Source organism: Planosporangium mesophilum (genome assembly GCF_016863255.1).
Taxonomy (GTDB): Bacteria; Actinomycetota; Actinomycetes; order Mycobacteriales; family Micromonosporaceae; genus Planosporangium; species Planosporangium mesophilum.
Genome location: NZ_BOON01000044.1, coordinates 40,878 through 63,912 on the forward strand (window position 1 = coordinate 40,878; position 23,035 = coordinate 63,912).

Below are 23,035 nucleotides of genomic sequence, written 5' to 3' on the forward strand. Positions count from 1 at the left end.
GATGAGGGAGCGCACCCATGGCCCAGGACAACGAGACCACGCGCTTCGAGCGGGGCCAGGCGGCCCCGAGCGGCTCGGCGGGTGACCTCCACCCGACCGCCGAGCTGCCTACCCGCGACCACGACACGGGTACGGGCTGGCCGGACGCTCCCGATTCCGACAGCCGGGGCCCCGTGGTCGTACGCACCGGCGGCGGCCTCCTGCGCGGCCTGTTCTTCCTGACCGCCACCGTGGCCGTGGTCGTCGCGACCGTCCTCGGTCTGGTCGCCACGGGTGTCCTGCCGCAGATCAAGAACCCGTTCGGCGCGCGCACCACCGACCGCAGCCAGCCGCCCCTGCTCAAGTCGATTCAGGACATGAGCCGGTTCGTCGCCGCGGAGGGCAACTTCCAGGTGATCGTCGACGTGCAGAACGACACCAAGTACGTGCCCGATTTCCTGGTCAACGACCGCACGCTGTTCGTGGCCACCGGCACCGTCGAGGCGTACGTCGACTTCAGCGCGATCAGCCAGGGCGCCATCACCGAGTCGGCCGACCACAAGACCGTCGAGATCAGGTTGCCGGCGCCCCAGCTCAACAAGCCGAGCATGAACCACGACAAGAGCTATGTCTTCGCGCAGCAGAAGGGGATCCTCAACCAGCTCGGCGACGTGTTCGCCGGTGACCCCAACAAGCTGCAGCGGCTGTACCAGCTCGGCGAGCAGAAGATCGCCGACGCCGCGAAGAGCAGCGAACTCCAGCAGCGGGCCGAGGACAACACCCGCAAGATGCTCGAGGGGATGCTGCGGTCGCTCGGGTACACCTCGGTGACCATCAAGTACGCGGCACCCTGACCGCACCACCACCCCGCTGAGGTCATCGATAGCCATGCATATCGTTCGATCAGCGGGTTCTGGGTAACCAAATGTCTACCCGGCCGTAGCTTTCCGATCACAAGTCGCACATGGGACGTTCACCCGATTGGCGCGGACGATGATATTGGTCACAGTGGTCACCCGGGGTGTGGGAGAAATCCCGCTCAAGTAGCCGGTAGGGCGGAGGTGGCGGTGACTACCGTCGCGCTCAAGGATGTAACGAAGGTCTTCCCGGACGGCACCGTCGCGGTTGACAACGTCAGCCTCGACGTCGCCTCCGGTGAGTTCATGGTGCTGCTCGGGCCCTCGGGCTGTGGCAAGTCGACCGTGCTGCGGATGATCGCCGGGCTGGAGGACGTCACCAGCGGCGCCATCCTGCTCAACGGCGAGTCCGCCAACGACCTGCCGCCGCGCGAGCGCGGCGTGGCCATGGTCTTCCAGGACTTCGCGCTGTACCCGCACATGAACGTCAGCGACAACATCGGTTTTCCGCTGCGTCTGTCCCACGTGGAACCCACCAGCCGCTCGGAGCAGGTCAGGCAGGTGGCGGCCGCGCTCGGCATCGGCGACGTGCTCGATCGCAAGCCGTCGCAGCTGTCCGGCGGACAGCGGCAGCGCGTCGCGATGGGGCGCGCCATCGTGCGGCGCCCCGGACTGTTCCTTATGGACGAACCGCTGTCCAACCTCGACAGCGGGCTGCGTGCCGAGCTACGGGCCGAGATCTCCGGTCTGGTCCGCGAGCTGGGTGTCACGTGCGTCTACGTCACGCACGACCAGGCCGAGGCGCTGACCATGGCCGACCGGGTGGCGATCATGCGGCAGGGCGTGCTCCAGGACGTGGGTACCCCCACCCAGGTGTACGGGCGGCCGGCCACCCTGTACGTCGCGGCGTTCCTCGGCAGCCCCCGGATGAACCTGCTCGAGGCCGAGGTCTACGTCAACCTCGACCGCCACGTCGCGCTCCACCTCGGAGACCAGGTGCTCTACCTGCCGTGGAACGACGTCCGAGCTCGCCATGTGGCGCACTTCCACGGCGAGCGCATCGTCGTCGGCATCCGGGCCGAGGCCCTGGTCCCGGTCCCCGGAGGAACGGCCGGCGACGTGATCCGGGGCCGGGTGCGCTACCTGGAGCACCACGGGCACGAGTCGCTCGCGTTCCTCGACATCGGGGCCACGGCCGTGGTCGTCGACGAGATGGCCGGTCAGGTCCCGTCCGGCTCGGCCGTACCGAACGGACTGCGCCGCCTGGTCAGCCGCCTCACCGGCCGGGGCGGCGCGCACAGCGGCGGCGGCACGACGACGATGACCGATCCGCGCGGCGTCGAGGGCCCGGAGTTCCGGGTGTTCGGCGACTCCGGTCGCCACCACCGGCGCCCCGCCGAACTGGCCGTGCGGCTGGCGCCCTACCCGGCGCTCAACAACGGCGCGCCGCTCACGGTACGGGTGCGCATGGAGGCGCTGCACTTCTTCGACGACCGGGGGCGCCGGATCGACGTCGGCTGGCGCTGACTCCTGCTCCAGGCTCCCGACGAGCCGGGTGCCGAGGGCGGGCGGCCCTCACCGCATCCGGCCGACCGCTTCGCGCAGGCGGGCCACGTCGCGGCGGCGGCGCTCGTACGTCACGGCGAGCCCGACCAGGAGCAGGCCGCCGATCGCGAGCGGGATCCAGCGCGGTACGAGGTCCCACACCAGCACCGCCTCGTGCACCGCGACCAGGGCCAGGGTCGCGCCGCCGACCACGACGGGCGCCTGCCGGCGGCGCACCGAGCCGGCGACCACCACGATGACGGCGGCGCCGCCGACGGCGAGGCGGCGGGCCGGCTCGCCGACCCCGGTCAACAGCACCGCCAGGCTCGGCCCGAACACGGCCAGCAGCGCCGGCCCGTACGCCGACCAGCTGCGCAGGACCGGCCGGGTACGCGCGGCGAGCCAGCCCGCGAGCAGCGCCACGGCGGCGGCCGGCAGCGTGTACGCCTCCAGTACCGCCACGTGGCCGGCGACCAGCAGCAGCCAGTACGCCACCAGCTCGCAGCCTGCCGCGGCGGCGACCCGGAGTCGCCGGGCGCCCGCCGGCTCGCCGGGTCGCAGCGCGCGCAGCCCCAGCGCGAGCCCCCACAGCGTGCAGACCCCCGCCGTGTACCGGACCGAGCCGACCGTCAGCAGCAGCGCGACGAGCGCGGTCGCGTGGGCCGCACCCTCCAGCAGCCACGCTTCTACGCGCCGGTCGTTCAGTGGCCGGGCGTCGGCCTGCCACGCTTCTACGCGCAGGGCGTCGGTCTGCCGGGCGCTGGCGGCGGCGCTCGCCGCCAGTGTCAAGGCGGCGGCGCCGAGCACCCAGAACGCGGCCCGCTGCGCCGACGCGTCGGCGGCGAGCGCGGACGCCAGCGCGAGCCCGGCGGCGCTCGCCGCGGCGACCAGCCAACCGGCGGCGCGGGCGACCAGTACGCGGCCGGCCAGGCCGCACAGCGTCGCCACGACCAGGATCACCGCCAGCGCCGTCAGGGTGGCGGCCCGGGTGGCGAACGCGCCGGCCAGGCCGGCACCGGTGGCGACCGCCGCGACGGCCGCCAGGGCAAGCGACGGCAGCCCCGGCTCAACGTCGGTCGGCGATGGTCGACCTGATTCCCCGGTGGCAGGTGACGGCCGGCGCAGCGCACCGGCCAGGGCGGCGGCCAGGCCGATCGCCAGGCTGAGCGCCGGGACGATCGGCCACGGCGCGTTCCAGGCCGCGGCGGCGGCCAGGATCGCAGGCGTCGCGGGCAGTGCGGCCCAGGGCGCGGCCGGGGACAGGACGGCGCGGAACGCGACCAGCAGTGCGAGTGTGAGCAGCGTGAGGGCCGCGGCCGCCGGGCCGAGAGCGTACGGGCCGGTCGGCACGGGTGCGCCGAGACCGACCCCGGCCGGCGCGCCGGACCAGATCGCGTCGAGGTGGTTGTACGGGCCGACCAGTACCGCCCAGGCGGCCGGCGCGACCGCGGCCAGGACCGGGCCGGCCGGCACCGTCGCGAGTACGGCGGCGAACGGTCCGGCCCAGGGCCGCCTGCGGACTGCCGGCAGCACCGCGAGGACCGCCACCGCGTCGCAGAGCACCGCGAGTGCACAGTGGACACCGTACGGCTCGGGCGTCGCGGCGACGGCGGCGATCGCGACGCCCGCACCGCCCAGCAGGACCGCGCCCGCGCCGGCCACCGCGTACGCCGGCTGCACGCGGCGCAACACCAGCACGGCGGTGACCGCCACGACCAGGCCGGCGAGCGCGAGGCCGCGTACCGTCGCCGGCTCCGCCCCCGCGGTCGTCCCTACCGCGGCGACCAGGCCGGGCAGCGCGAGCAGCGCGACCCCGGCGGCGGCGGCGCCGACGACTCGCCGGGCCGGCTCGGCGGGCTGACCAGGCTCGGCGGGCTTGCCAGGCTCGGCGGGCTGACCAGGCTCGGCCGGCGCAGCCGTGGCCCGGCCGAGCACGGCGACCGTCGTGGCGACGACGACCAGAGCCGCCAGTACCACCGTCACGCCGGCCGGACGGGCCAGGCCGGCCAGGATCGCGTGCGCGGCGAGCAGGCCCGCCACGCCCCCGTAAACCGCGCTCCCACGTACCGACCGGGCGGTCACCGACGCCAGCGCGAGCGGCACCACCACCAGACCGTCCAGGATGGACGGAGTCCACCAGGGCAGGCTGACCGTCCGGGGAACGGCCAGCGCCAGTACCGCCGCCGTGCCGACCGCCGCCTCCACGGCGGCCCGGCGGGGCAGCAGTACCGCGAGCGCGAAGCCCAGCAGGGCGATCGCGACCGGCGGCCACCAGTTCGACCCGCTCACCGGCTGGATCCCCGTCCGCCAGGCGGGTACCGCCACGGCGGCGGTCATCAGCCCGACGAGCAGCGCCCAGATCGCCGCGCCGAGCCCGGGTACACCGGCCGTCAGCAGGGCAGCGACGCGGGGCCCGGGCCGTACCCGACCTGGAAGGGCCCGGACCACGGCGGCGAGTGCGGCGATCTCGGCGGCGACCGCCGCCAGAGCCCAGGATGGCCGGCCGACCACGGTGACCCGCGCAACGGCCGTGAGGACCGCGAGCGTCGCGCCGCCGGCCGCGACGTGCCGCAGTTCGGCGACCGGCCCGACCATCGCCGCGGCCACGACCACGGCCGCGGCGAGGATGAGCACGAGTCCGGTCCGGATCGCGGACCCGTACGCGTCCGCGGTCACCAGCGCGCCGATCATCGGTCCCGCGGCGGCCAGCAGGGCCCCGCCGGTGACCACCCAGGCCAGGATCGACAGCGCGTCGACGCGTGGCAGGGACGGCGCCGCCTTGGCGTGCCCGCGTCGGCCGGTCCACCACGCCACGGCGAGGTTGGCCGCGGCGAGCGCGGTGAGCACGCCGGCCCACCCGGCCATGCCCAGGCCGGCGTCGACGACGAGCAGCGGCAGGACCGGTTGGGCCACGACGAGGGCGGCGAAGCGGGGGCCTGCAAGCTGAGTCGCGGCGCCGTAGCCGAGGGCCACCGCCGCGGTCACGGCGCAGGCGATCCCGGCGTACGACGCGGGGGCGAGCGACTGCACCCCGGCGAGGTCCACGTACCAGGCCGCGTACCCGTCGAGCAGCACCAGCAGCAGGCCGAGCGCGGCGAACGTCTCGGCGGTACCGGTCAGCCGCCGCAGCAGCGCGACCGGTGGGACCGCAAGGAACAGCACGGTCACCGCGGCCAGGACGGCGGCCCGGCCGACCACGCCGAACGTCGCCCAGGCCACGGCGGTGAAGACGATCGCGGCGCTGCCGAGCAGGAGGCTGCCGAGAATGAACAGGACACTCTGGACCGTGCGCGAGGAGGCCTCCGGACGCGCCGGGGCCGCGGGGGCGGGCGGAATCCCGGGCGCGGGTACCGGCGCGGGCGCGCCGACGGGTACCGGGGCGGCCTGCTCGGCCGTGGTGCGGGTACGCACCCGGGCGGCGAGTTCGTCGCGCTGCTGTTGGGTCGTCCGCAGTCGCTCGACCGCGTCGGCGTACCCCCGGCGGGCCTGCTCGACCTCGAGGGTGAGCCGCTGGATCTCCTCGCCCAGCCGGATCACCTCGGCGGCCTCGGGATCGGGTCGCCGCCCGCAGCCGGGGCAGCCGGTGGCCAGGTCGGCCGGCGTCTGGCAGGCCGGGCACGGGTACGTCGCCGGGTGGGGGTCGTTCATACCGCACACTCTCGTGGAGCGAGCGGCTCGTCGACATCCGTTCGGCTACTCAGATCGGCATGAGTAACAGCACAGGCCATACCACCAAGATCGGCACAACTTCCGGAGAGTTGTGGTTTCCGGAGGTTGTGCCGATCTTGAACCGGGGTGGAAGGGACGGTCAGTTCACGCCGGCGGCGGTCCACGCCGCGGCGACGGCCTTGTACTGGGTGCTGCTCGCGCCGTACAGGTCGCTCGCCGCGTTGAGGGTCGCGGTACGCGCGCCCTTGTAGTTGGTCGTCGACGTCATGTACCGGGTGAGCGCCCGGTACCAGATCTTCTCCGCGGCGGCGTTGCCGATGCCGGTGACGGCGGGAGCGCCGTTGCAGGTCGGGCTGTTGTACGCGACGCCGTTGATGGTGCGGGCACCGCTGCCCACGGCCAGCAGGTAGAAGTAGTGGTTCGCCACCCCGGACGACAGGTGCACGTCCAGGTTGCCCACCGTCGAGGTGTAGCAGGTGGCCGAGCCGCGGCCGTCCTTGGCCGGGTCGTCCATGTACCGCAGCGGCTGGCCGTTCTTGCGGATCTTCTCGCCGATCAGGTAGTCCGGGACGTCCTTGGGGTTGTTGGCGTAGAACTCGACCGCCGTACCGAAGATGTCGCTGGTGGCCTCGTTGAGGCCGCCGGACTCGCCGGAGTAGCGCAGGTTGGCGGTACGCGAGGTGACGCCGTGGCTCATCTCGTGCCCGGCGACGTCGATGGCGACGAACGGGTTGTAGGTGACACCATCGCCGTCGCCGTAGGTCATGCAGAAGCAGGAGTCGGACCAGAACGCGTTGTTGTACCCGCTGCCGTAGTGCACCGCGTTGTAGCTGCCCCGGCCGTCGTTGGCGATGCCGTTGCGGCCGTGCACGTTCTTGTAGTAGTCCCAGGTCTTCGCCACGCCGTACTGCGCGTCGACGGCGATGGTCTGCCGGTTGCTCAGCGAACCGTTGCCCCACACGTTGTCGGTGTCGGTGAAGATGGCGTTGCCGTTGCCCGAGTCGACGGTGTAGTTGCCGCCGCGTCCGGGGTCCTTGAGCTGGTACGTGCTGCCCGACTGGGTGGTGTCCAGGACCACGGTGCCGACGTTGAAGCCGTTCCCGCTGCCGGTCTTCGCGTCCGGCCAGGCGTCGGTGAGGGTACCGGTGACGGCGTCGACGAGGACCGTCATCGTGGTGGTCGTACCCTCGTCGTCGGTCACGCCGGGTACCGCGGTCGTCCAGACCAGCCGCGGGGTGCCCGCGGCGTCGATGGCGAGGGTCGGGGTGGACGCGGGGCCCGTACCGTGGAACCGCGCCATCGCGGCCTGGGCCGCCCGTTGGGCCGTCACGGTGGGGTTGGTCGACAGCGACAACGGCGCCGCCAGCGCCTGCGACATGGCCCGCATGGCGCCGGCCTTGTCCAGGTGCACGATCACGTCACCACCGAGGACGGGAAGTCCCCGGAACGTGCGGTCGTACCTGACGTGCGAGGTGCCATCCGGCTCGAGAATGGTGTTCCGGACCTGGAACTGGTCGGCGTCGCTGGTCGCGAACTCCGCCGGGTGCGCGCCGAGCGCCGCGGTGGCGTGTGAGACCGCGAACGCCTCGGTGCCGGCGCGGCTGGTGGCCGCTTGCGACGGGGTGGCCACGGCTACGGCCGCAAATCCTGCGGCGAGCGCGACTGTGCCCGCTGTGACGATCCGCTTCATGCTTCATCCCTTCGGCCCGGCTCATCGGCCGGAATGGATGTCAGCATGCATCGAAAGGATCTCTTGAAAAAGACATATGTCGATAGGGTTTCCCCTACATGTCCGATGGGAAGGCAGCGGGTTATCCCGGCTCGTGCGGCGTCGTTCCCTGGCCCGTCCGTGCGCGGTGGCGCTGCTGGCGGCGCTGTCCCATGTCCTCCGGCGCGGGTTGCGCCGCATGGTGTGAGGGTCGGTGCACGGGTATTGATTTTCTTGTATGTGACTTTCTGTCCCCCTACATTCACGCCATCGCTACCGCTGTCCGGTCGGGCACGGTCGTCCCGGTGACCCCGGGTCGGTATGGCGTCCGGCCGGTGTCGAAAGGGGACGCAATGGCGTCAATCAAGGGGCGTCCGCTCCACCGCAGGCTCGCCCTACCGCTGGCCGCCGTCACCGTCGCGGCGATCGGGGCACTCACGGCGCCCGCCGCGGCGCACGCCGGGGACGTCAACCCGACGGTCGTCGGGGGTACCAGGGCGGCACAGGGCGAGTTCCCGTGGATCGTACGGCTGTCCATGGGCTGCGACGGCGCGCTCTACACCAAGCAGGTGGTGCTCACCGCCGCGCACTGCGTCAACGGCACCGGCTCCAACTCCAGCATCACGGTCACCGCCGGAGTCGTCGACCTCCAGAGCAGCTCCGCCACCAAGGTGCGCTCGACGTACGTCTACCGCGCCCCCGGTTACCCGAACAACAACGACGACTGGGCGCTCATCAAGCTCGCGTCCCCGGTCAACCTGCCCACGCTGCCGGCGGCGACCACGTCCGCGTACAACAAGGGCACCTTCACCATCATGGGCTGGGGCGCGACCTACGAAGGCGGCCCACAGCAGCGGTACCTGCAGAAGGCCCAGGCGCCGTTCGTCACCGACGCGACCTGCGGATCGGCGTACGGCGCCGACTTCGAGGGTCCGAAGATGCTGTGCGCCGGGTACATGAGCACCGGCGGCGTCGACACCTGCCAGGGCGACTCCGGTGGTCCGATGGTGCAGCGCGACGGTGCCGGCAACTGGATCCAGGTAGGCATCGTGAGCTGGGGCAACGGCTGTGCCCGGCCGGGGTATCCGGGCGTGTACACCGAGGTCTCCACGTTCGCCTCGGCGATCTCCAGCGCCGCCTCCCAGTTGCCGTAGTCCGCAAGGGCCGGCACAACGTGCCGGCCCTCGATCGGCACAACGTGCCGGCCGGTTCCGGTCAGGCGCAGGTGAGCTTCGCGTCGGCCCAGTCGGCGTGGTCGCTGTTGTTCCCGTCGCCGCCGTCGGTGACGATCAACCGCACCACGCCGGCGCCGGCCACGTCGGCGCTCAACGCAGCGGCCGGGTCGGCGGTGGTGAGCAGGCCGCTGTCCGGGTCGTTCCAGTGCCCCGGCCCGGCGTACCGGTTTAGCGCCATGTTCGCCTTGGCGATGCTCAGCATGCTGGCGTAGTTGTCGCTGATGTCGCCGGTCGTGCGCCACAGGCAGCCGTCGCACGGGTGATCAACCCCTTCGAAGATATCTACCATTGTCAATCGATGCTCCCATCGGCGGACACCGGATCGCACCGCCGAACTCCGCTGGGCGGAATGGACCGGGTGAAGCCGGTCGGCGCGAGGCCCCGGCGAAACTAGGCTGGGTCGCAGCAGCAGTCATCGAAGGGAGCCGACGCGCATGAGTACCGGTGCTGACCAGGGCATGAATCCGCACACCGGTGAGCCGGTCGGGCCGCCCGTACCGCACACGGCCGACGCCGACGTGGATCGGATCGCCCTCGCCGCCGCCACTGCCGCGCCGGCGTTCGCCGCGCTGCCGCTGGACCAGCGCGCCGATCTGCTCCGCGCCGTGGCCGCCGCGCTGGAGGCGGCCCGCGAGGAGTTGGTGGCGCTGGCCGACTCCGAGACGGGGATCGGCGCGGCGCGCCTGAACGGCGAACTGACCCGTACCAGGGTGCAGTTGGAGATGTTCGCCGAGGTGATCCGCGAGGGCTCCTTCCACGAGGCGACCATCGACCTGCCCGATCCGGACGCGCTGCCCGCGCCCCGCCCCGACCTGCGCCGCATGCTGGTCCCGCTCGGGGCGGTCGCGGTCTTCTCGGCAAGCAACTTCCCGTTCGCGTTCTCGGTCGCGGGCGGCGACACGGCGAGCGCCCTGGCGGCCGGCTGCCCGGTCGTGGTCAAGGCGCACTCCGGCCACCCCGGACTGTCGGTACGCACCGGCGAGGTCGTGGCGGCCGCGCTGCGCGAGGGTGGCGCCCCGGAGGGGACGTTCGCCGTCGTCTTCGGTACCGAGGCAGGCAAGGCGCTCGTGTCGCACCCGGCCATCCAGGCGGCCGGCTTCACCGGGTCGCTCGGCGGCGGTCGGGCCCTGTACGACCTGGCCAACTCCCGCCCCGACCCGATCCCGTTCTACGGCGAACTCGGCTCGCTCAACCCGTCCGTCATCACGCCCGGCGCCATCGCCGCGCGCGGTACCGAGGTGTTGAAGGGCTTCGTCGGCTCGTTCACGATGGGCTCCGGCCAGCTGTGTACCAAGCCGGGCCTGCTGTTCCTGCCCAAGGGCCACGGCCTGGACGACGCGCTGGCCGCCGCCGTCGCCGAGGCGCCGGTCGGGCCGCTGCTGAACGCCCGGATCCGCGCCGGGTACGCCGACGTCGCCGCGTCGCTGGCCGCGGTCGACGGGGTACGGGCGATCGTGCCGCCCGCCGAGGTGGACGACGCCGGGTTCCGGGTGGCGCCCGTCCTGCTCGCGGTCTCCGCGACCGATCTGGTGGCCCGCGCGGACGAGCTGCTGGAGGAGTGCTTCGGCCCGGCGGCGTTGATCATCGAGTACGGGTCCGACGAGGAGCTGACCAGGGCGCTCGAGGTGCTGCCCGGCTCGCTGACCGGTACCCTGCACGCCGACCCGGCGACCGAGGGCGACCTGATCCGGGGCCTGCTGGACCGGTTCGCCGCCCGGGCCGGGCGGGTGATCTTCGGTGGCTGGCCCACCGGGGTGGCGGTCACCTGGGCGATGCAGCACGGCGGCCCCTGGCCGGCCACCACGAACGCGCTGCACACCTCCGTCGGCGCGACCGGCATCCGACGCTGGCTGCGCCCGGTCAGCTACCAGAGCGTGCCCGACGAGTTCCTGCCCGAGGTGCTGCGCGACGGCAACCCGCTGGGCATCCCGCGCCGGGTGAACGGCGCGCTGGTGCGCTGACGCCGTTTCCAATCTTGGACACTTGGCGGTGCTACGGGCCGCCAAGTGTCCAAGAGCGGCGATATTCGCTGGTCATCCCGAGCGCCCATCGCGGATCATGGAGGTGGGGGGAGCGGTGATGGACGGATATCTGCAGGTGACCGGCTCGGTCGCGGTACCGCGATCGGAGCTTGCGTGGCGGTTCAGCCGATCGAGCGGCCCCGGCGGTCAGTCGGTCAACACCGCCGACTCGCGCGCCGAACTGCGCTTCGACCTGGCCGCCACGCAGGCGCTTCCGGCGAACCTGAAGGAGCGGGCGCTCGACCGGCTCGGATCCAGGCTGCTGGACGGGGTTCTCGTCGTCACCGCCTCCGAGCACCGGTCGCAGCTTGCCAACCGCCGGGCGGCGGAGGAGCGGCTGGTCGTGTTGCTGGCAGAGGGGGTGGCGCCGCCCGCGCGGGCGCGCCGCGCGACCCGTCCGTCGCGAGGGGCGGTACAGGCCCGGCTGGACGCCAAGCGGCGGCGGTCGCAGACGAAGCAGCTACGCCGAAGGTCCGACGACTAGCGACGTGAGACATCGATAGATCTAACATCGGCACTACGTATGCGTAGGAGGTCCGATGTCTCAGCGTCCCACCGGTCGCCAGCCCCGCCCGGTCGCCACGTGGTTCAAGCTCGCGGCCGCGGCCGCGGCCGTCGCTGCGGTCGCCACGGTGACGCTTCCCGCGGCACCGGCGCTGGCCGAGCGTGCACCGTCGTCGATGAGTGTGATGACGCCGGCCGCCGGGATCGCGGCGCGTACCGACCGGCGACCGGTGGCCGGCGGAGTTTACGACCCGAAGGTGGGCACGACGTTCATCACGTGGGGCGGCCAGTTCGAGGACAACTACATCCAGGCGTACGACCACCGCGGCGCGACCTGGTCCGCGCCGGTACGGGTGGGCGACGGCGGCAACGACTCCCACAACTACCCGACGATCGTGCAGGCCGACGATGGGCACCTGCTGGTCTTCCGCGGCCTGCACAACACCGAGCTGCGGGTCGCCCGCTCGAACCGGGCGCACTCCATCGACGGCGGATGGACCGACACCGTCATCCCGCAAGGGTTGGGCGCCACGTACCCGATGCCGTTCAAGGCGGCCGACGGCGCGATCTTCGTGTTCATCCGGGAGACCGCCCGCGACTTCGACGAGCGGTACCCCACCGACTTCCGCCCGATGAAGTACGTCCGCTCCGCCGACAACGGGCTCACCTGGCAGAGCTCGGAGCAGCTCACCGGCGACAGGTGGAACATCGCACCGCAGGAGCGCCCCGACAACATGAACGAGATCTACGTCGGGCAACTCCGGTACGAACCGGCCGCGCCGGGGCGCCCGGAGCGGGTCGGAATCGTGTACACGCTGGCCGGGGGAGGCCCCGAGGGGCATCTGCACGACCGGTACCACAAGAACGTCTACTACACCTACTTCACCCCGGCCGACCTGCGGTTCCACGCCGCGGACGGCCAGGATCTGGGTACCCGGATCGACGACCCGGAGCAGGAGCGGTACCTGAAGATCGCCGACACCGCGCTCCAGACGGTCAACCCGCGCTCGCCCGACTACATCTCGCTGGTCGGCTCCGTCGCCGGTCGGGCGCCGTTCGTGGTGTGGACGCAGCTCGACGCGGCCGGGGCCGTGCACGACCACACCGCGGTGTACACCCCGTGGGGCTGGCGGTCGGCGGAGCTGGCAACCGGCGTGCGGGTAAAGGACATGGAGCGCGTCGACCCGCTGACCTGGCGGGTGTACGCCACCGACGAGGCCGCCACCAGCGGGATCTCGACGTACCTGCTGAGCCCGGGCGTCGGGTGGCGGCCGGAGTCGGTGATCCCGACGCCGAAGGCCGTCCAGCGCATCGAGGTCGTCGGCGGGTACCGCGACCCGGCCCGGATCCTCGCCACCGGCGCCAGCAGCGCCCGCGACGTGTCGGTCGCCGACGGCGACATCTACGTCGCCGGCCGCCCATGATCGCGACAACGTCGCCGAGGTCGTGATCTCGGGGCCCCTGACACCACGACCTCCGGCGCGGAAGGTGTGACGATCATGCTGGCTGGGCCGGGCTGACTCCGGCCGCGCTGTAAAGTGCCGGGGTGCAATATGTTCCGTTCGACCAGCGCAAGCCGGACAGTCAGTACCGAGATCTGCTGGCACGGATCGTCGAGCAGGGCGAGACGTCACCGACCCGGCAGGGGCCGGCCGCCCGTACCCTCATGCAGCAGACCATGCGGTTCGACCTGGCCAACGGCTTCCCGGTGATCACCGATCGCAGCATCAGATCGTTCTGGCGCAAGCCCATCGGTGAGCTGTGCGCCTTCATCAACGGCGCGACGACGCTGGAGGAGTTCGCCGAGTTCGGCTGTGACTGGTGGGAGCCCTGGGCGACGCCGGAGAAGACCGCCAAGCGCGGCCTGCCGCCCGGTGACATCGGGCCGGGATCGTACGGCGGCGCCTTCCACGACTTCCCCACCGTCGAGGGGCAGCCGTTCGACCAGTTCAAGCACCTGGTCGAGCAGATGACCGAGTTCCCGAGCGACCGTACGCACTTCGTGTCGCCGTGGATCCCGCAGTACCAGGTCCGGGGCGAGGGCAAGCAGCCCAAGACCACGATCTCGCCGTGCCACGGCTGGGTGCACGTACGGGTGATCAACGACCGGATCCACCTGCACATGTTCCAGCGCTCCGGCGACGTACCGGTCGGCGTGCCCTCCAACATGGTCCAGTACGCGGCCCTGGCGCTGATGCTCGAACAGCTCACCGGGTTCGCCGCCGGGGTGTACTACCACACGATCTCGGACGCGCACGTGTACTCCGACCAGGTCGACAAGGTGCTCCCGCTGCTGGACCGGGAGCCGCGCCGGCTGCCGACCGTCCACCTCACCGAGGAGGGCCGGAAGGTCATCGACATCCACGACTTCCGGGCCGAGCACTTCGAACTGTCCGACTACGACCCGCACCCGTCGGTCGGCCGCATCCCGGTCGCGCCATGAGAACCTCCCTTCTCCTCGCCGCGAGCGAGAACGACGTGATCGGTCGCGACAACGACCTGCCCTGGTACCTGCCCGCGGACCTGCGCCGGTTCAAGTCGCTCACCGCCGGGCACGTCCTCGTCGCCGGCCGGCTGAACCACGAGTCGATCGTGAACCGGCTGGGCCGGCCGCTGCCCGGCCGGATCACCGTCGTCGCCACCCGCCGGGACGCCGGGCGCCCGGGCGGGGGGCCGGTGATCTACCAGCCGTCGGTCGGCGCCGCGCTGTCGGTGGCGCGGGCGATCGAGGAGTTCGCCGGTCGCGACGAGGTCTTCGTCATCGGCGGCGCGCAGATCTACACCGAGGCGTTGGCCGAGGCCGACACGATCTACCTGACCCGGGTAAACGCCCAGGTCGAGGGCGACGTACGGATGCCGGCCGGCTGGCTGGACGGGTTCAAGCTCGTGGCCAGCGAGGACGGACCGGCCGGTGAGGAACTGCCGTACACCTTCGAGCGCTACGAGCGCGGATAGGCACGCGATGGGGCTCTACCAGCTCGACAACTTCCGCCACCCGGAGCAGCTCGCCGACATGCAGGCGCTGGAGCGGGACGGGATCTGCATCTTCTGCCCGGAGCACCTGACCATGGACCCCGTGCACCCGGTGCTGCACGAGACCGAGCACTGGGTCGTCACCACGAACAAGTACCCGTACGCGAACACCCGGCTGCACCTGCTGCTCGTGCCGAGAAAACACGTCGAGGACCTGCTCGACCTCGACCCGGCGGCCCGCGACGAGTACTGGACCGTCCTGAGATGGGTCAAGGACGCGTACGGGCTGAGCTTCTACTGCATCGGCTCGCGCAACGGCGACGGCCGCTACACCGGCAGCTCGATCGCGCACGTCCACGTGCACGTCGTCGTCGGTGACGTGGACGACCCCGAGCACCAGCCGGTGCGGTTCAAGATGAGCGGTCGGCCCCGGAACTGACGTCGCTGACATCGACCCAGATCAGCTCCACCCCGGCGGCGCGCAGGATCGCGTCGCCGTCGAGCATGGCGTACGGGCCGGCGAAGTAGCAGCGGGCGAAGCCGGCCTCGGCGACCAGTCGGGCGCAGGCCGGGCAGGGGAAGGTCGACACGTACAGGTCGGCGCCGGCGAGGCTCACCCCGTCGCGGGCCGCCCGGGCCACGATCGCCGCCTCGGCGTGCTGTGCGGTGGACAGATCGGGGCGCAGCCCCCGGTGGAACTCGTTGCGCGGGTCGCCGTCGAGATAGGGCGCGTACTCGGTCGGGTGGTGCCGGTTGTACGCGGTGTCGATGACCTTGCCGTCGCGGACGGCGACCGCGCCCACCTGACGCCACCAGTCGGAACTGTGCTGCGCCTCGACGACCGCCAGCCGGGCCAGCTCCCGGGACACCTCGTCGTTCGCGCTCGAGCCGTCGTAGTCGGCGGGCTTCGCGGCCTGGCTCCAGGCCCGGTCCCAGCGCAGGAACGTCCGCTCGAAGATCACCTCGCGACCGTGGTCCAGCGAATGCCCGGCGACCAGTTCCCGCATGATCTCTTCGTCGGGGACGACCAGGGTGTCGGCGGTGATCGAAGCCGGCAGGTCGGAAGGCTCGACGACGGTCGCGGTGATCCCGGCCGCAGCCAGGAACAAGGCGGCGCGCGAGGGTTCGAGCGCCCGGATGTCCTTGCGCAGCGCGCGGAACTCCTCGGCGAAGCCGCGACCCAGCAGCAGCACCCCGGCCGCGTCCCGGTGGCGGTCCAGGAACGCCTCGTACCCGGCGTGGATGACCGGCAGGTACAGCAGGACCTGTTTCAGGACGTGCTCCCGGTCTCGTCGATCACGTCCTGGATCAGCTCGGGCAGGCGCTCGGACAGCCGCTTGGACATCACCTCGGCCAGCCCCATCTGCAGCCGGCGCAGCCGGGCCGACGTGCTGACGGTCGCCATCCGCTCCAGGACCTCGACCCGCCCGCAGTACTTGGCCTCCAGTTCGGCGATCTGCTCGGCGGTGTAGGTCTCGGCGGTCGCGACCAGCACGTCCGGGCGTACCGCTTTGATCAGCGCCCATTTCGGCTCGTCGACGTGCTTGAGGGTGACCAGGCCCACGCCGCGCTGGTGGGTCACCATGCGCAGCCGCTCCAACTCCGGCACGGCCGGGCGGCCGGGTCCCTTGCGCAGGCGGAGCTTCTCGTCGCTGTCCAGCCCCACGATGAGGAAGTCCCCGAAGCCTCGGGCGGCCTCCAGGTACATCGAGTGGCCCTCGTGCAGGATGTCGAAGGAACCGCTGGTCAGGACCACTTTGAGCCCGAGGACGCGGAGCGCCTGGACGATCTCGGTGATCTGGTCGTAGCTCTTGACGTAGCGCATCTCGAAGTTCGAGGCGTCGGCGAACAGCCCACTGTTGTTCTGCATCGCTACCCACCCCTTCCAGACCTCCGCGAGCATAAGGGGTGCCCAGGCCCGCTGGTACAGTCGGGCACTGTTTTGCCGGCCCAATTCTGCCTGTCTGGAGACCCGACGATGACCCAGAGCGATGCGCTCCGCCGTTACCTCTCCAGTACCGAGCCGGCCGGGGTCGACGCCGGGGCCGCCGCCTTCTACGCCTCGCTGGACGTGGTGTCGCGGGTCTCGCCGGCCGTCGCCGCCTCGATCGCGCAGGAGCTTCGGGACCAGCGCTCCCACCTCAAGCTGATCGCGAGCGAGAACTTCAGCTCGCTGGCGGTGCAGCTGGCGCAGGGCAACCTGTTCACCGACAAGTACGCCGAGGGCTACGCCGGGCACCGCTTCTACGCCGGCTGCGACAACGTCGACGCCATCGAGAGCGAGGCCTCCGAGCTGGGGCGCGAGCTGTTCGGTGCCGACCACGTGTACGTGCAGCCGCACTCCGGCGCCGACGCCAACCTCGTCGCGTTCCTGGCGATCCTCGCTACCACCGTGGAGTCGCCGGCGCTCGAACGGCTGGGAGAGAAGAACCCGGCCAAGATCGGCCACGCCGACTGGGAGGTGCTGCGGCGCGAGTTCCTCGGCCAGCGCCTGCTCGGCATGGACTACTACTCCGGCGGTCACCTCACCCACGGGTACCGGCACAACGTGTCGGCGCGGCTGTTCGAGGCGCACTCCTACACCGTCGACCCCGAGACCAAGCTGCTCGACTTCGACCAGATCCGGGCGCGGGCCCTGGAGGTAAGGCCGCGGATCCTGCTCGCCGGCTACAGCGCGTACCCGCGGAAGATCAATTTTGCCCGGATGCGGGAGTTGGCCGACGAGATCGGCGCGACGTTCATGGTCGACATGGCGCACTTCGCCGGCCTGGTCGCGGGCAAGGTCTTCACCGGTGACCACGACCCGGTCAAGCACGCCCACGTGGTGACCACCACGACCCACAAGACGCTGCGCGGCCCGCGCGGCGGCATGATCCTGTCCACTCCGGAGTACGCGTCCGCGATCGACAAGGGCTGCCCGATGGTGCTCGGCGGCCCGCTGCCGCACGCCATGGCGGCCAAGGCAGTCGCGCTGCGCGAGGCCCTCGACCCGGGCTTCCGCGACTACGCGCACGCGGTCGTGGACAACGCCCAGGCCCTCGCCGACGCGCTCCAGTGGCGCGGCGCCCGGGTGCTCACCGGCGGTACCGACAACCACATCGTGCTGGTCGACGTGGCCGAGAGCTACGGCCTGACCGGGCGCCAGGCGGAGTCGGCGCTGCGCTCCTGCGGCCTCACGCTCAACCGCAACTCGCTGCCGTTCGACGCCAACGGCCCGTGGTACACCAGCGGCCTGCGGCTCGGTACCCCGGCCGTGACCACGCTGGGCATGGGTACGGACGAGGTCACCGAGATCGCCGACGTCATCACCTCGGTGCTGTCGCAGACCAAGCCGGCCGCCGACGACAAGGGCGGTACCAGCAAGGCGAAGTTCAACCTCTCGGAGTCGGTCGTGGACGGTGCCCGCAAGCGGGTCGCCGACCTGCTCGCGAAGCACCCGCTGTACCCGGAGATCGACCTCGACATCGTCGACCCGGCGTAGGGCCTTCGCTCGCCGTCGCCGGGCGGCGGCGCGAACCCGGCGCCGTCAGTCGCCGCCCTTGCCCTTGCCGCCCTTGTTCTTGAGGTGCTTGTCGCGGAGCCGCTGCAGGTCCTGACGGCTCACGACTCCGTTCCCGGCGCCGGATCCGCCGGTGCCGGCGGCCGGTGCCGGTGCCGGCGGGGCGGGCAGATTCACCGGTACCGCCGTGGCGCCGGTGACCACCGCGCGGCAGGGCGCGTCGTTGAGCCGGAAGTCCGTCGGGATCGGGTTCGACGCCTGGTAGCCGCCGGTCAGGCTGGTCGCCGCCGTCGCGCCCGGGGCCAGCGGCCCGGTGCCGCGCGCGGTGACCGTCTGGGCGGACTGCGACCAGTCGGCCCCGGTACCGCCGGTCAGTCGCTGGTCGGCCGGGAAGTCGAAGCGCAGCGCCCAGTTGTCCACCGCGTTCGCGCCGCTGTTGACCACGCTGAGGTCGACGGCGAACGCGCCGCCTTCGTCCTTGCGGGTCTGGTACCGCACCTCGCACGAGACCGACGGCGCGGCGACGGTCTGCTGTCGCAGGGACGCGGCCTGCGCCGTCGACTGGGGATTGTCGGTGAAGGCCGACCAGGTCGCCAGCCCGGCGGCGGTGACCGCCACGGCAGCGCCCGCCGCCAGGGCCGCCACCCGGGAACGGGGTCGACGGGGGCCGCGGGCCGTGGGCAGCTCGGCGACCGCCCTGACCGGGACGACCTCGGTCGCGCCGTCCGCCGAGGGGGTGGAGTCCCAGCTCAGCTCGTCGTCGGCGGGAAGCGGTACCCGGATCCCGATGGCGGCGGCGAGCGTACGCGCGGCCACTTCCGCGGTGGGGCGGTCCTCCGGGTTCTTGGCGAGGCTGTGCGCGCACAGCGTGGCGACCTCGGCGGGGAGCCCGGCGACCGGCGGCAGTGGCTGCGGCTCGGTGTAGCAGTGCGCCTCGATCATCTGGGTGGCCGTCTCCGCCCGCCACGGCAACCGGCCGGTGAGCATGCGGAACAGCAGCAGGCCGAGGGCGTACACGTCGCTGGCCGGGGTCACCGCCTTGCCGTTCAGCCGCTCGGGTGCAAGGTAGGCGGGGGTACCGAGGACGGTCGGCGCGTTGTCGGCGCCTGAGCCCGCCAGCGCCGCGATCCCGAAGTCGACGACCTTCACGCCGGCCGATGTGAGCATGACGTTCGCCGGCTTGATGTCACGGTGCACCAGGCCCCGCGCGTGTGCCGCGGACAGGGCCGCGGCGACCTCGGCCGCCACCCGTACCGCGACCCGCCACGGCAGGGGACCCCGGGACAGTCTGGCGTCCAGGGTGGCGCCCTCGACGAGCTCCATCACGACGTACGGGATCCGGGTGCCGTCCGGGTCGGCCATCTCGCCGTAGTCGTAGACGTTGGTCACGTGCGGGTGGGACAGCCGACCCGCGGACTGCGCCTCGTAGCGGATGAGATCCCGCGAGGCCTCGTCGGTGGCGTAGGTGCCGCTGAGCATCTTGACGGCCACGTGGCGCCCGAGCACCTCGTCGTAGGCTCGCCACACCACCGACATGCCACCCGCTCCCAGGCGGTCGACCAGGCGGTACCGGTTGGTGAGTAGGCGCACGTCGTCCATGGTCTCAAGATGCCCGTATCCATGAGGGCGTACACATGAATTGGCCGAACCGTGACGCGGAAAACCCCCGTTCGAGCACCGGTCTCCCAACAGGCGGGACGGGTGCGCGGAGAATAGGCTGGGGTGTCTCGGCGAGCGGGTACGGGAGTGAGCGCGCAGTGAAACGGCAACGACGTTCGGAAGAAGGTCTGCAGATAACTGTGGCCCCGACCGGGGCGGGCAGCGCCCGCCTGACCGTCGTCGGGGAGGTCGACTGCGTGACCGCGCCGCTGCTGAAGTCCCGACTGTGGTGGGTCCTCGCCGAGTTCGACCCTCGTGAGCTGGTGGTCGACCTGGCCGGGGTGTCGTTCCTGGACAGCACCGGCCGGGGTGCGCTGCTGCACGGATGGCGCCAGGCGCAGCGGATCAACTGTCAACTCACCGTCGCGGATCCGCAGCCGCGGGTACTCGCGATGCTGCGGATCGCGGGCGTCGCCGCCCACCTCGGCCTGGACGCCGCCCACTCCTAGATCGTGGCCACCTGACGGTGCCATGGCCCCGCCAGGGGTCCGGGCCCGCCAGGTGTCCACGATCGTAGGAGCTACCTCATCGCGCCGATCAGCTCGCCGTTGGCGGTGTCACCGCTCAGCTCCCAGAAGAACGCGCCGCCCAGGCCCTGGCTCCGGGCGTAGCTCATCTTGCCGGCGATCGTGGCCGGTGTGTCGTAGCTCCACCAGTTGTTGCCGCACAGGGCGTACGCCGTACCCGCGATGGTGCGGTTGGCCGGACAGCTGTTCTTGAGGACCTTGTAGTCCTCGATGCCGGCCTCGTACGTGCCGGGCGCCGCACCGGTCGCCGTGCCGCCCGGTGCCTCCTGGGTCACACCGGTCCAGCCGCGGCCGTAGAAGCCGATGCCGAGCAGCAGCTTGCTCGCCGGCACTCCCTTGCTCTTCAGCTTTCCGATCGCCGCGTCGGCGTAGAAGCCCTGCTGCGGGATGCCGCTGTACGAGTACAGCGGCGAGTGCGGGGCGGTCGGGCCTTGGGCGTTGAACGCGCCGAAGTAGTCGTACGTCATCGGCATCAGCCAGTTGAGGCTGGTGGCCGCACCGGCGTAGTCGGTCGCGTCGATCTTCCCGCCGTTGCTGCCGTCCGCGGTGATCGCGGCGGTGACCAGCGCGCTCGAGCCGAAGCGGGACCGCAGCGCCGAGATGACGTTCTTGAACGCGTTCGGGCCGCTCGTGTCGCACTGCAGGCCGCAGGCGTTCGGGTACTCCCAGTCGATGTCGATGCCGTCGAAGACGTCGGCCCAGCGCGGGTCCTCGACCAGGCTGTAGCAGGAGTCGGCGAACGCGGCCGGGTTCGCGGCCGCCTGGGTGAAGCCGGCCGACCAGGTCCAGCCGCCGAAGGACCAGACCACCTTGAGGTTCGGGTACATCTTCTTCAGCCGGCGCAGCTGGCCGAAGTTCCCGCGCAGCGCGCCGGCGTCCCAGGTGTCGGCGACGCCGTCGACGCTGTCCGCCGCCGAGTAGGCCTTGTCGTAGTCGGCGTAGCTGTCCCCGATGGAGCAGCGGCCGCCGGTGGTGTTGCCGAAGGCGTACACGATGTGGGTCAGCTTCGCGGCCGATCCGCTCGTGTGGATGTTCTTCACGTGGTAGTTGCGGCCGTAGACGCCCCACTCGGTGAAGTACCCGACGACCTTGCTGCCGCTCGGCGGCGGGGCGGGCGGGGTGGTGGTCGTCGGCGTCGGCGTCGGCGACGGCGGCTGGGTGGTAGGGGGAGCGGTGGTGGGCGGCGGAGCGCTGCCACCGCCGCACGGCGCGCCGTTGACGGTGCAGTTGGCCGGAGTCCCCGCGCCCGTGGTGTTGAAGCCGAACGACGTGGTGCCACCCGCGGCGACACTGCCGTTGTAGTCCCGGTTCCTGGCGACCACGTGGTTGCCGGACTGACTCATCAGGGCGTCCCAGTAGGAGCCGAGCGTCGTGCCGGATGGCAGGTCGAACTCGACGGTCCAGGAGGTGATGGCGCTCGAGGTGCCGTTGGTGATCGTGTACGTCGCGGTCTGGCCGGTACCCCACGAGTTGGTGGAGAACGAGGCGGTGACCGTACCCGCGGCGTTGGCGGAGGTGGTGCCGGCGGCGACCACCCCCGCGACGAGGAGGACCGCCGTACCGGCGGCGGCCAGGCTTACCCGTCTTCTGTTCATCGCCTCTCCCGAGGTGTGGGCGCGGAATTTGATGGGTCGACGTCGATTGAAGGGAAACAATAAACAAACTTAATTGATACGACAAGCCCTTCGGCGGGTACAGGGACCGGGTATCGAGGGTGTCCGTGACGGCCCGCTTCTCCGCAGCGCGGAGGACGTCATAGTCGATAGGCTGACGCCTTACTTACGTGTACGTGGGGAGGTGCCGGACGTGACCGACGGCGGGGTGGCGCAAACCTCCGCTTACCTGCGGATGCTGCTGCTTCGCCCGGGTGAGTACCGGAGCAGGTGGGAGCGGTACGCGTCGCAGCCACGGGCCGGTGAGATCGACGTCGGGGCCGTGTCCCGGGTGCTCGCCGAGAACGCGATCACCGCGGCCGGCGGCGGTGCCACCGCGCATGGCGAGCTTGTCGGCACCGTGCGGAAGGCGCTGGACGGCAGTGCGGTCGACCCGTCGACGCTGCGGTTGTTCGCGGACGCCTTCGCCCTCGACGGACGGGACGCGGCCCGGCTGCACGAACTGCTGCGCGGCTCGGACTCGGTACGGGTCATCACCGGCGAGGCGCAGTCGCTGTCCAAGGAGTACCTGGACAGCGGGGCGCCCCGGCACCAGACCCTGGCCCTGCACGAGCTGCACATCCTGGGGCCGGACGGGACCCCCGCCGAGCATCAGACCATCCAGGTCATCCAGGCGGGCGCGGACGGGATGAACCGGTACCCGTACCGGTTCGACACCGACGAACTGGCCGTCGAGGTGATCCGGGGTGGACGGATCGGCGATCGTATCTACCGGGTCAACGAGTCCCTCTACGCCGTTGACATCCTGTTGAGCCGGGCCCTCGAGGCCGGGGAGACGACGCTCACGCAGGTACGCACGACCTTCTTCTACAAGACGCCGCCCGCTCCGGAGTTCCGCCGGGGCGTGTTGCGCCGAACCGAGGAAGTGACCCTGTGGGTCAAGTTCCACTCCCGGCGGGTGCCGTCGCGGGTGTGGCTGGCCCGGTGGGACGGGATCGACCACGCGCGCATCGTCGACGAGCGGCCCGTCGAGCTCGACGACGACCTGGCCGTGCACTGCCGGTTCGGCCCCATCGAGCAGGCGGTCGTGGGCTTCTACTGGGAATGGGACTGATTCGTGAACCGGTTGCCGCGGCGTCGCCATCTGGTGCGTCCGGTTCTCGGCCCCGTTCGGCGCCGCCGGACTCGCGCCGTGGGAATACGCCCCGCCCTCCCGCCGACTAGTCTTGGCTGCCGGTGCGGGAGG

General features: G+C 71.5%; 19 protein-coding genes. 12 read left to right on the forward strand and 7 right to left on the reverse strand.

The genetic code is table 11. From position 1 onward, the window contains the following. Positions 1-17 precede the first annotated feature (17 nt). The gene (locus tag Pme01_RS22745) at positions 18-833 is read left to right on the forward strand and encodes a DUF4230 domain-containing protein (RefSeq protein WP_168114001.1); all 816 of its coding nucleotides are present in this window, start codon (positions 18-20) and stop codon (positions 831-833) included. A 213-nt stretch (positions 834-1,046) separates the two neighbouring features. After that, entirely contained in the window at positions 1,047-2,363 is a 1,317-nt protein-coding gene (locus Pme01_RS22750; protein ID WP_168114002.1) for an ABC transporter ATP-binding protein, read from the forward strand. Positions 2,364-2,411: 48 nt separating this feature from the next. Here the strand turns inward: Pme01_RS22750 and Pme01_RS22755 are convergent, their stop codons facing one another. After that, complete coding sequence (locus Pme01_RS22755; RefSeq protein WP_168114003.1) at positions 2,412-6,029, reverse strand: SCO7613 C-terminal domain-containing membrane protein; 3,618 nt, start codon at positions 6,027-6,029, stop codon at positions 2,412-2,414. A gap of 160 nt (positions 6,030-6,189) precedes the next feature. After that, on the reverse strand, positions 6,190-7,740 hold the full coding sequence (locus Pme01_RS22760; RefSeq protein WP_168114004.1) for a M4 family metallopeptidase: 1,551 nt from the start codon (positions 7,738-7,740) through the stop codon (positions 6,190-6,192). Between the two features lie 371 nt (positions 7,741-8,111). Between Pme01_RS22760 and Pme01_RS22765 the strand changes: the two genes are divergently transcribed. After that, complete coding sequence (locus tag Pme01_RS22765) at positions 8,112-8,912, forward strand: serine protease (protein ID WP_168114005.1); 801 nt, start codon at positions 8,112-8,114, stop codon at positions 8,910-8,912. A 61-nt stretch (positions 8,913-8,973) separates the two neighbouring features. Here the strand turns inward: Pme01_RS22765 and Pme01_RS22770 are convergent, their stop codons facing one another. Next, positions 8,974-9,282, reverse strand: a complete 309-nt coding sequence (locus Pme01_RS22770) for an NPCBM/NEW2 domain-containing protein (RefSeq protein ID WP_168114113.1) — start codon at positions 9,280-9,282, stop codon at positions 8,974-8,976. Positions 9,283-9,427: 145 nt separating this feature from the next. Between Pme01_RS22770 and Pme01_RS22775 the strand changes: the two genes are divergently transcribed. The 6 genes from Pme01_RS22775 to Pme01_RS22800 all read left to right on the forward strand — a co-directional run bounded on the left by Pme01_RS22775 (position 9,428) and on the right by Pme01_RS22800 (position 14,930). Next, a complete protein-coding gene (locus tag Pme01_RS22775; protein ID WP_168114006.1) occupies positions 9,428-10,954 on the forward strand; it encodes an aldehyde dehydrogenase (NADP(+)) in 1,527 nt (508 codons plus the stop codon). Between the two features lie 118 nt (positions 10,955-11,072). Next, positions 11,073-11,498 (forward strand): alternative ribosome rescue aminoacyl-tRNA hydrolase ArfB, encoded by a 426-nt coding sequence (gene arfB, locus Pme01_RS22780; RefSeq protein ID WP_168114007.1) that lies wholly within the window; start codon positions 11,073-11,075, stop codon positions 11,496-11,498. Positions 11,499-11,553: 55 nt separating this feature from the next. After that, positions 11,554-12,942 carry a BNR-4 repeat-containing protein gene (locus Pme01_RS22785; protein ID WP_168114008.1) on the forward strand — a complete coding sequence of 463 codons (1,389 nt, stop codon included), beginning with the start codon at positions 11,554-11,556 and terminating at the stop codon, positions 12,940-12,942. A gap of 122 nt (positions 12,943-13,064) precedes the next feature. After that, the gene (thyA, locus tag Pme01_RS22790) at positions 13,065-13,961 is read left to right on the forward strand and encodes a thymidylate synthase (protein WP_168114009.1); all 897 of its coding nucleotides are present in this window, start codon (positions 13,065-13,067) and stop codon (positions 13,959-13,961) included. Further along, entirely contained in the window at positions 13,958-14,473 is a 516-nt protein-coding gene (locus Pme01_RS22795) for a dihydrofolate reductase (RefSeq protein WP_168114010.1), read from the forward strand. Before thyA ends, Pme01_RS22795 begins: the two co-directional genes overlap by 4 nt. A gap of 7 nt (positions 14,474-14,480) precedes the next feature. Then, a complete protein-coding gene (locus Pme01_RS22800; protein ID WP_168114011.1) occupies positions 14,481-14,930 on the forward strand; it encodes an HIT family protein in 450 nt (149 codons plus the stop codon). Here Pme01_RS22800 and Pme01_RS22805 read toward each other — a convergent pair. Together Pme01_RS22805 and Pme01_RS22810 are read right to left on the reverse strand one after the other, a co-directional pair. Next, complete coding sequence (locus Pme01_RS22805; RefSeq protein ID WP_203935810.1) at positions 14,902-15,684, reverse strand: deoxycytidylate deaminase; 783 nt, start codon at positions 15,682-15,684, stop codon at positions 14,902-14,904. The genes Pme01_RS22800 and Pme01_RS22805 overlap by 29 nt on opposite strands. A gap of 77 nt (positions 15,685-15,761) precedes the next feature. Continuing rightward, positions 15,762-16,361: an adenylyltransferase/cytidyltransferase family protein gene (locus Pme01_RS22810; RefSeq protein ID WP_168114012.1), complete on the reverse strand. Its 600-nt coding sequence runs from the start codon at positions 16,359-16,361 to the stop codon at positions 15,762-15,764. Positions 16,362-16,469: 108 nt separating this feature from the next. On the opposite strand from Pme01_RS22810, the gene Pme01_RS22815 reads away from it, so the two are divergent. After that, positions 16,470-17,972 (forward strand): glycine hydroxymethyltransferase, encoded by a 1,503-nt coding sequence (locus Pme01_RS22815; RefSeq protein ID WP_168114013.1) that lies wholly within the window; start codon positions 16,470-16,472, stop codon positions 17,970-17,972. Between the two features lie 45 nt (positions 17,973-18,017). Here Pme01_RS22815 and Pme01_RS22820 read toward each other — a convergent pair whose 3' ends face one another. Then, a complete protein-coding gene (locus Pme01_RS22820; RefSeq protein ID WP_168114014.1) occupies positions 18,018-19,589 on the reverse strand; it encodes a serine/threonine-protein kinase in 1,572 nt (523 codons plus the stop codon). 200 nt (positions 19,590-19,789) lie between these two features. On the opposite strand from Pme01_RS22820, the gene Pme01_RS22825 reads away from it, so the two are divergent. Then, a complete protein-coding gene (locus Pme01_RS22825) occupies positions 19,790-20,098 on the forward strand; it encodes an STAS domain-containing protein (RefSeq protein WP_168114015.1) in 309 nt (102 codons plus the stop codon). A 71-nt stretch (positions 20,099-20,169) separates the two neighbouring features. On the opposite strand, the gene Pme01_RS22830 is transcribed toward Pme01_RS22825, so the two are convergent. Beyond that, on the reverse strand, positions 20,170-21,771 hold the full coding sequence (locus Pme01_RS22830) for a glycosyl hydrolase family 18 protein (RefSeq protein WP_168114016.1): 1,602 nt from the start codon (positions 21,769-21,771) through the stop codon (positions 20,170-20,172). Positions 21,772-21,982: 211 nt separating this feature from the next. On the opposite strand from Pme01_RS22830, the gene Pme01_RS22835 reads away from it, so the two are divergent. Beyond that, positions 21,983-22,903, forward strand: a complete 921-nt coding sequence (locus Pme01_RS22835) for a hypothetical protein (RefSeq protein WP_168114017.1) — start codon at positions 21,983-21,985, stop codon at positions 22,901-22,903. Positions 22,904-23,035: the final 132 nt, after the last annotated feature.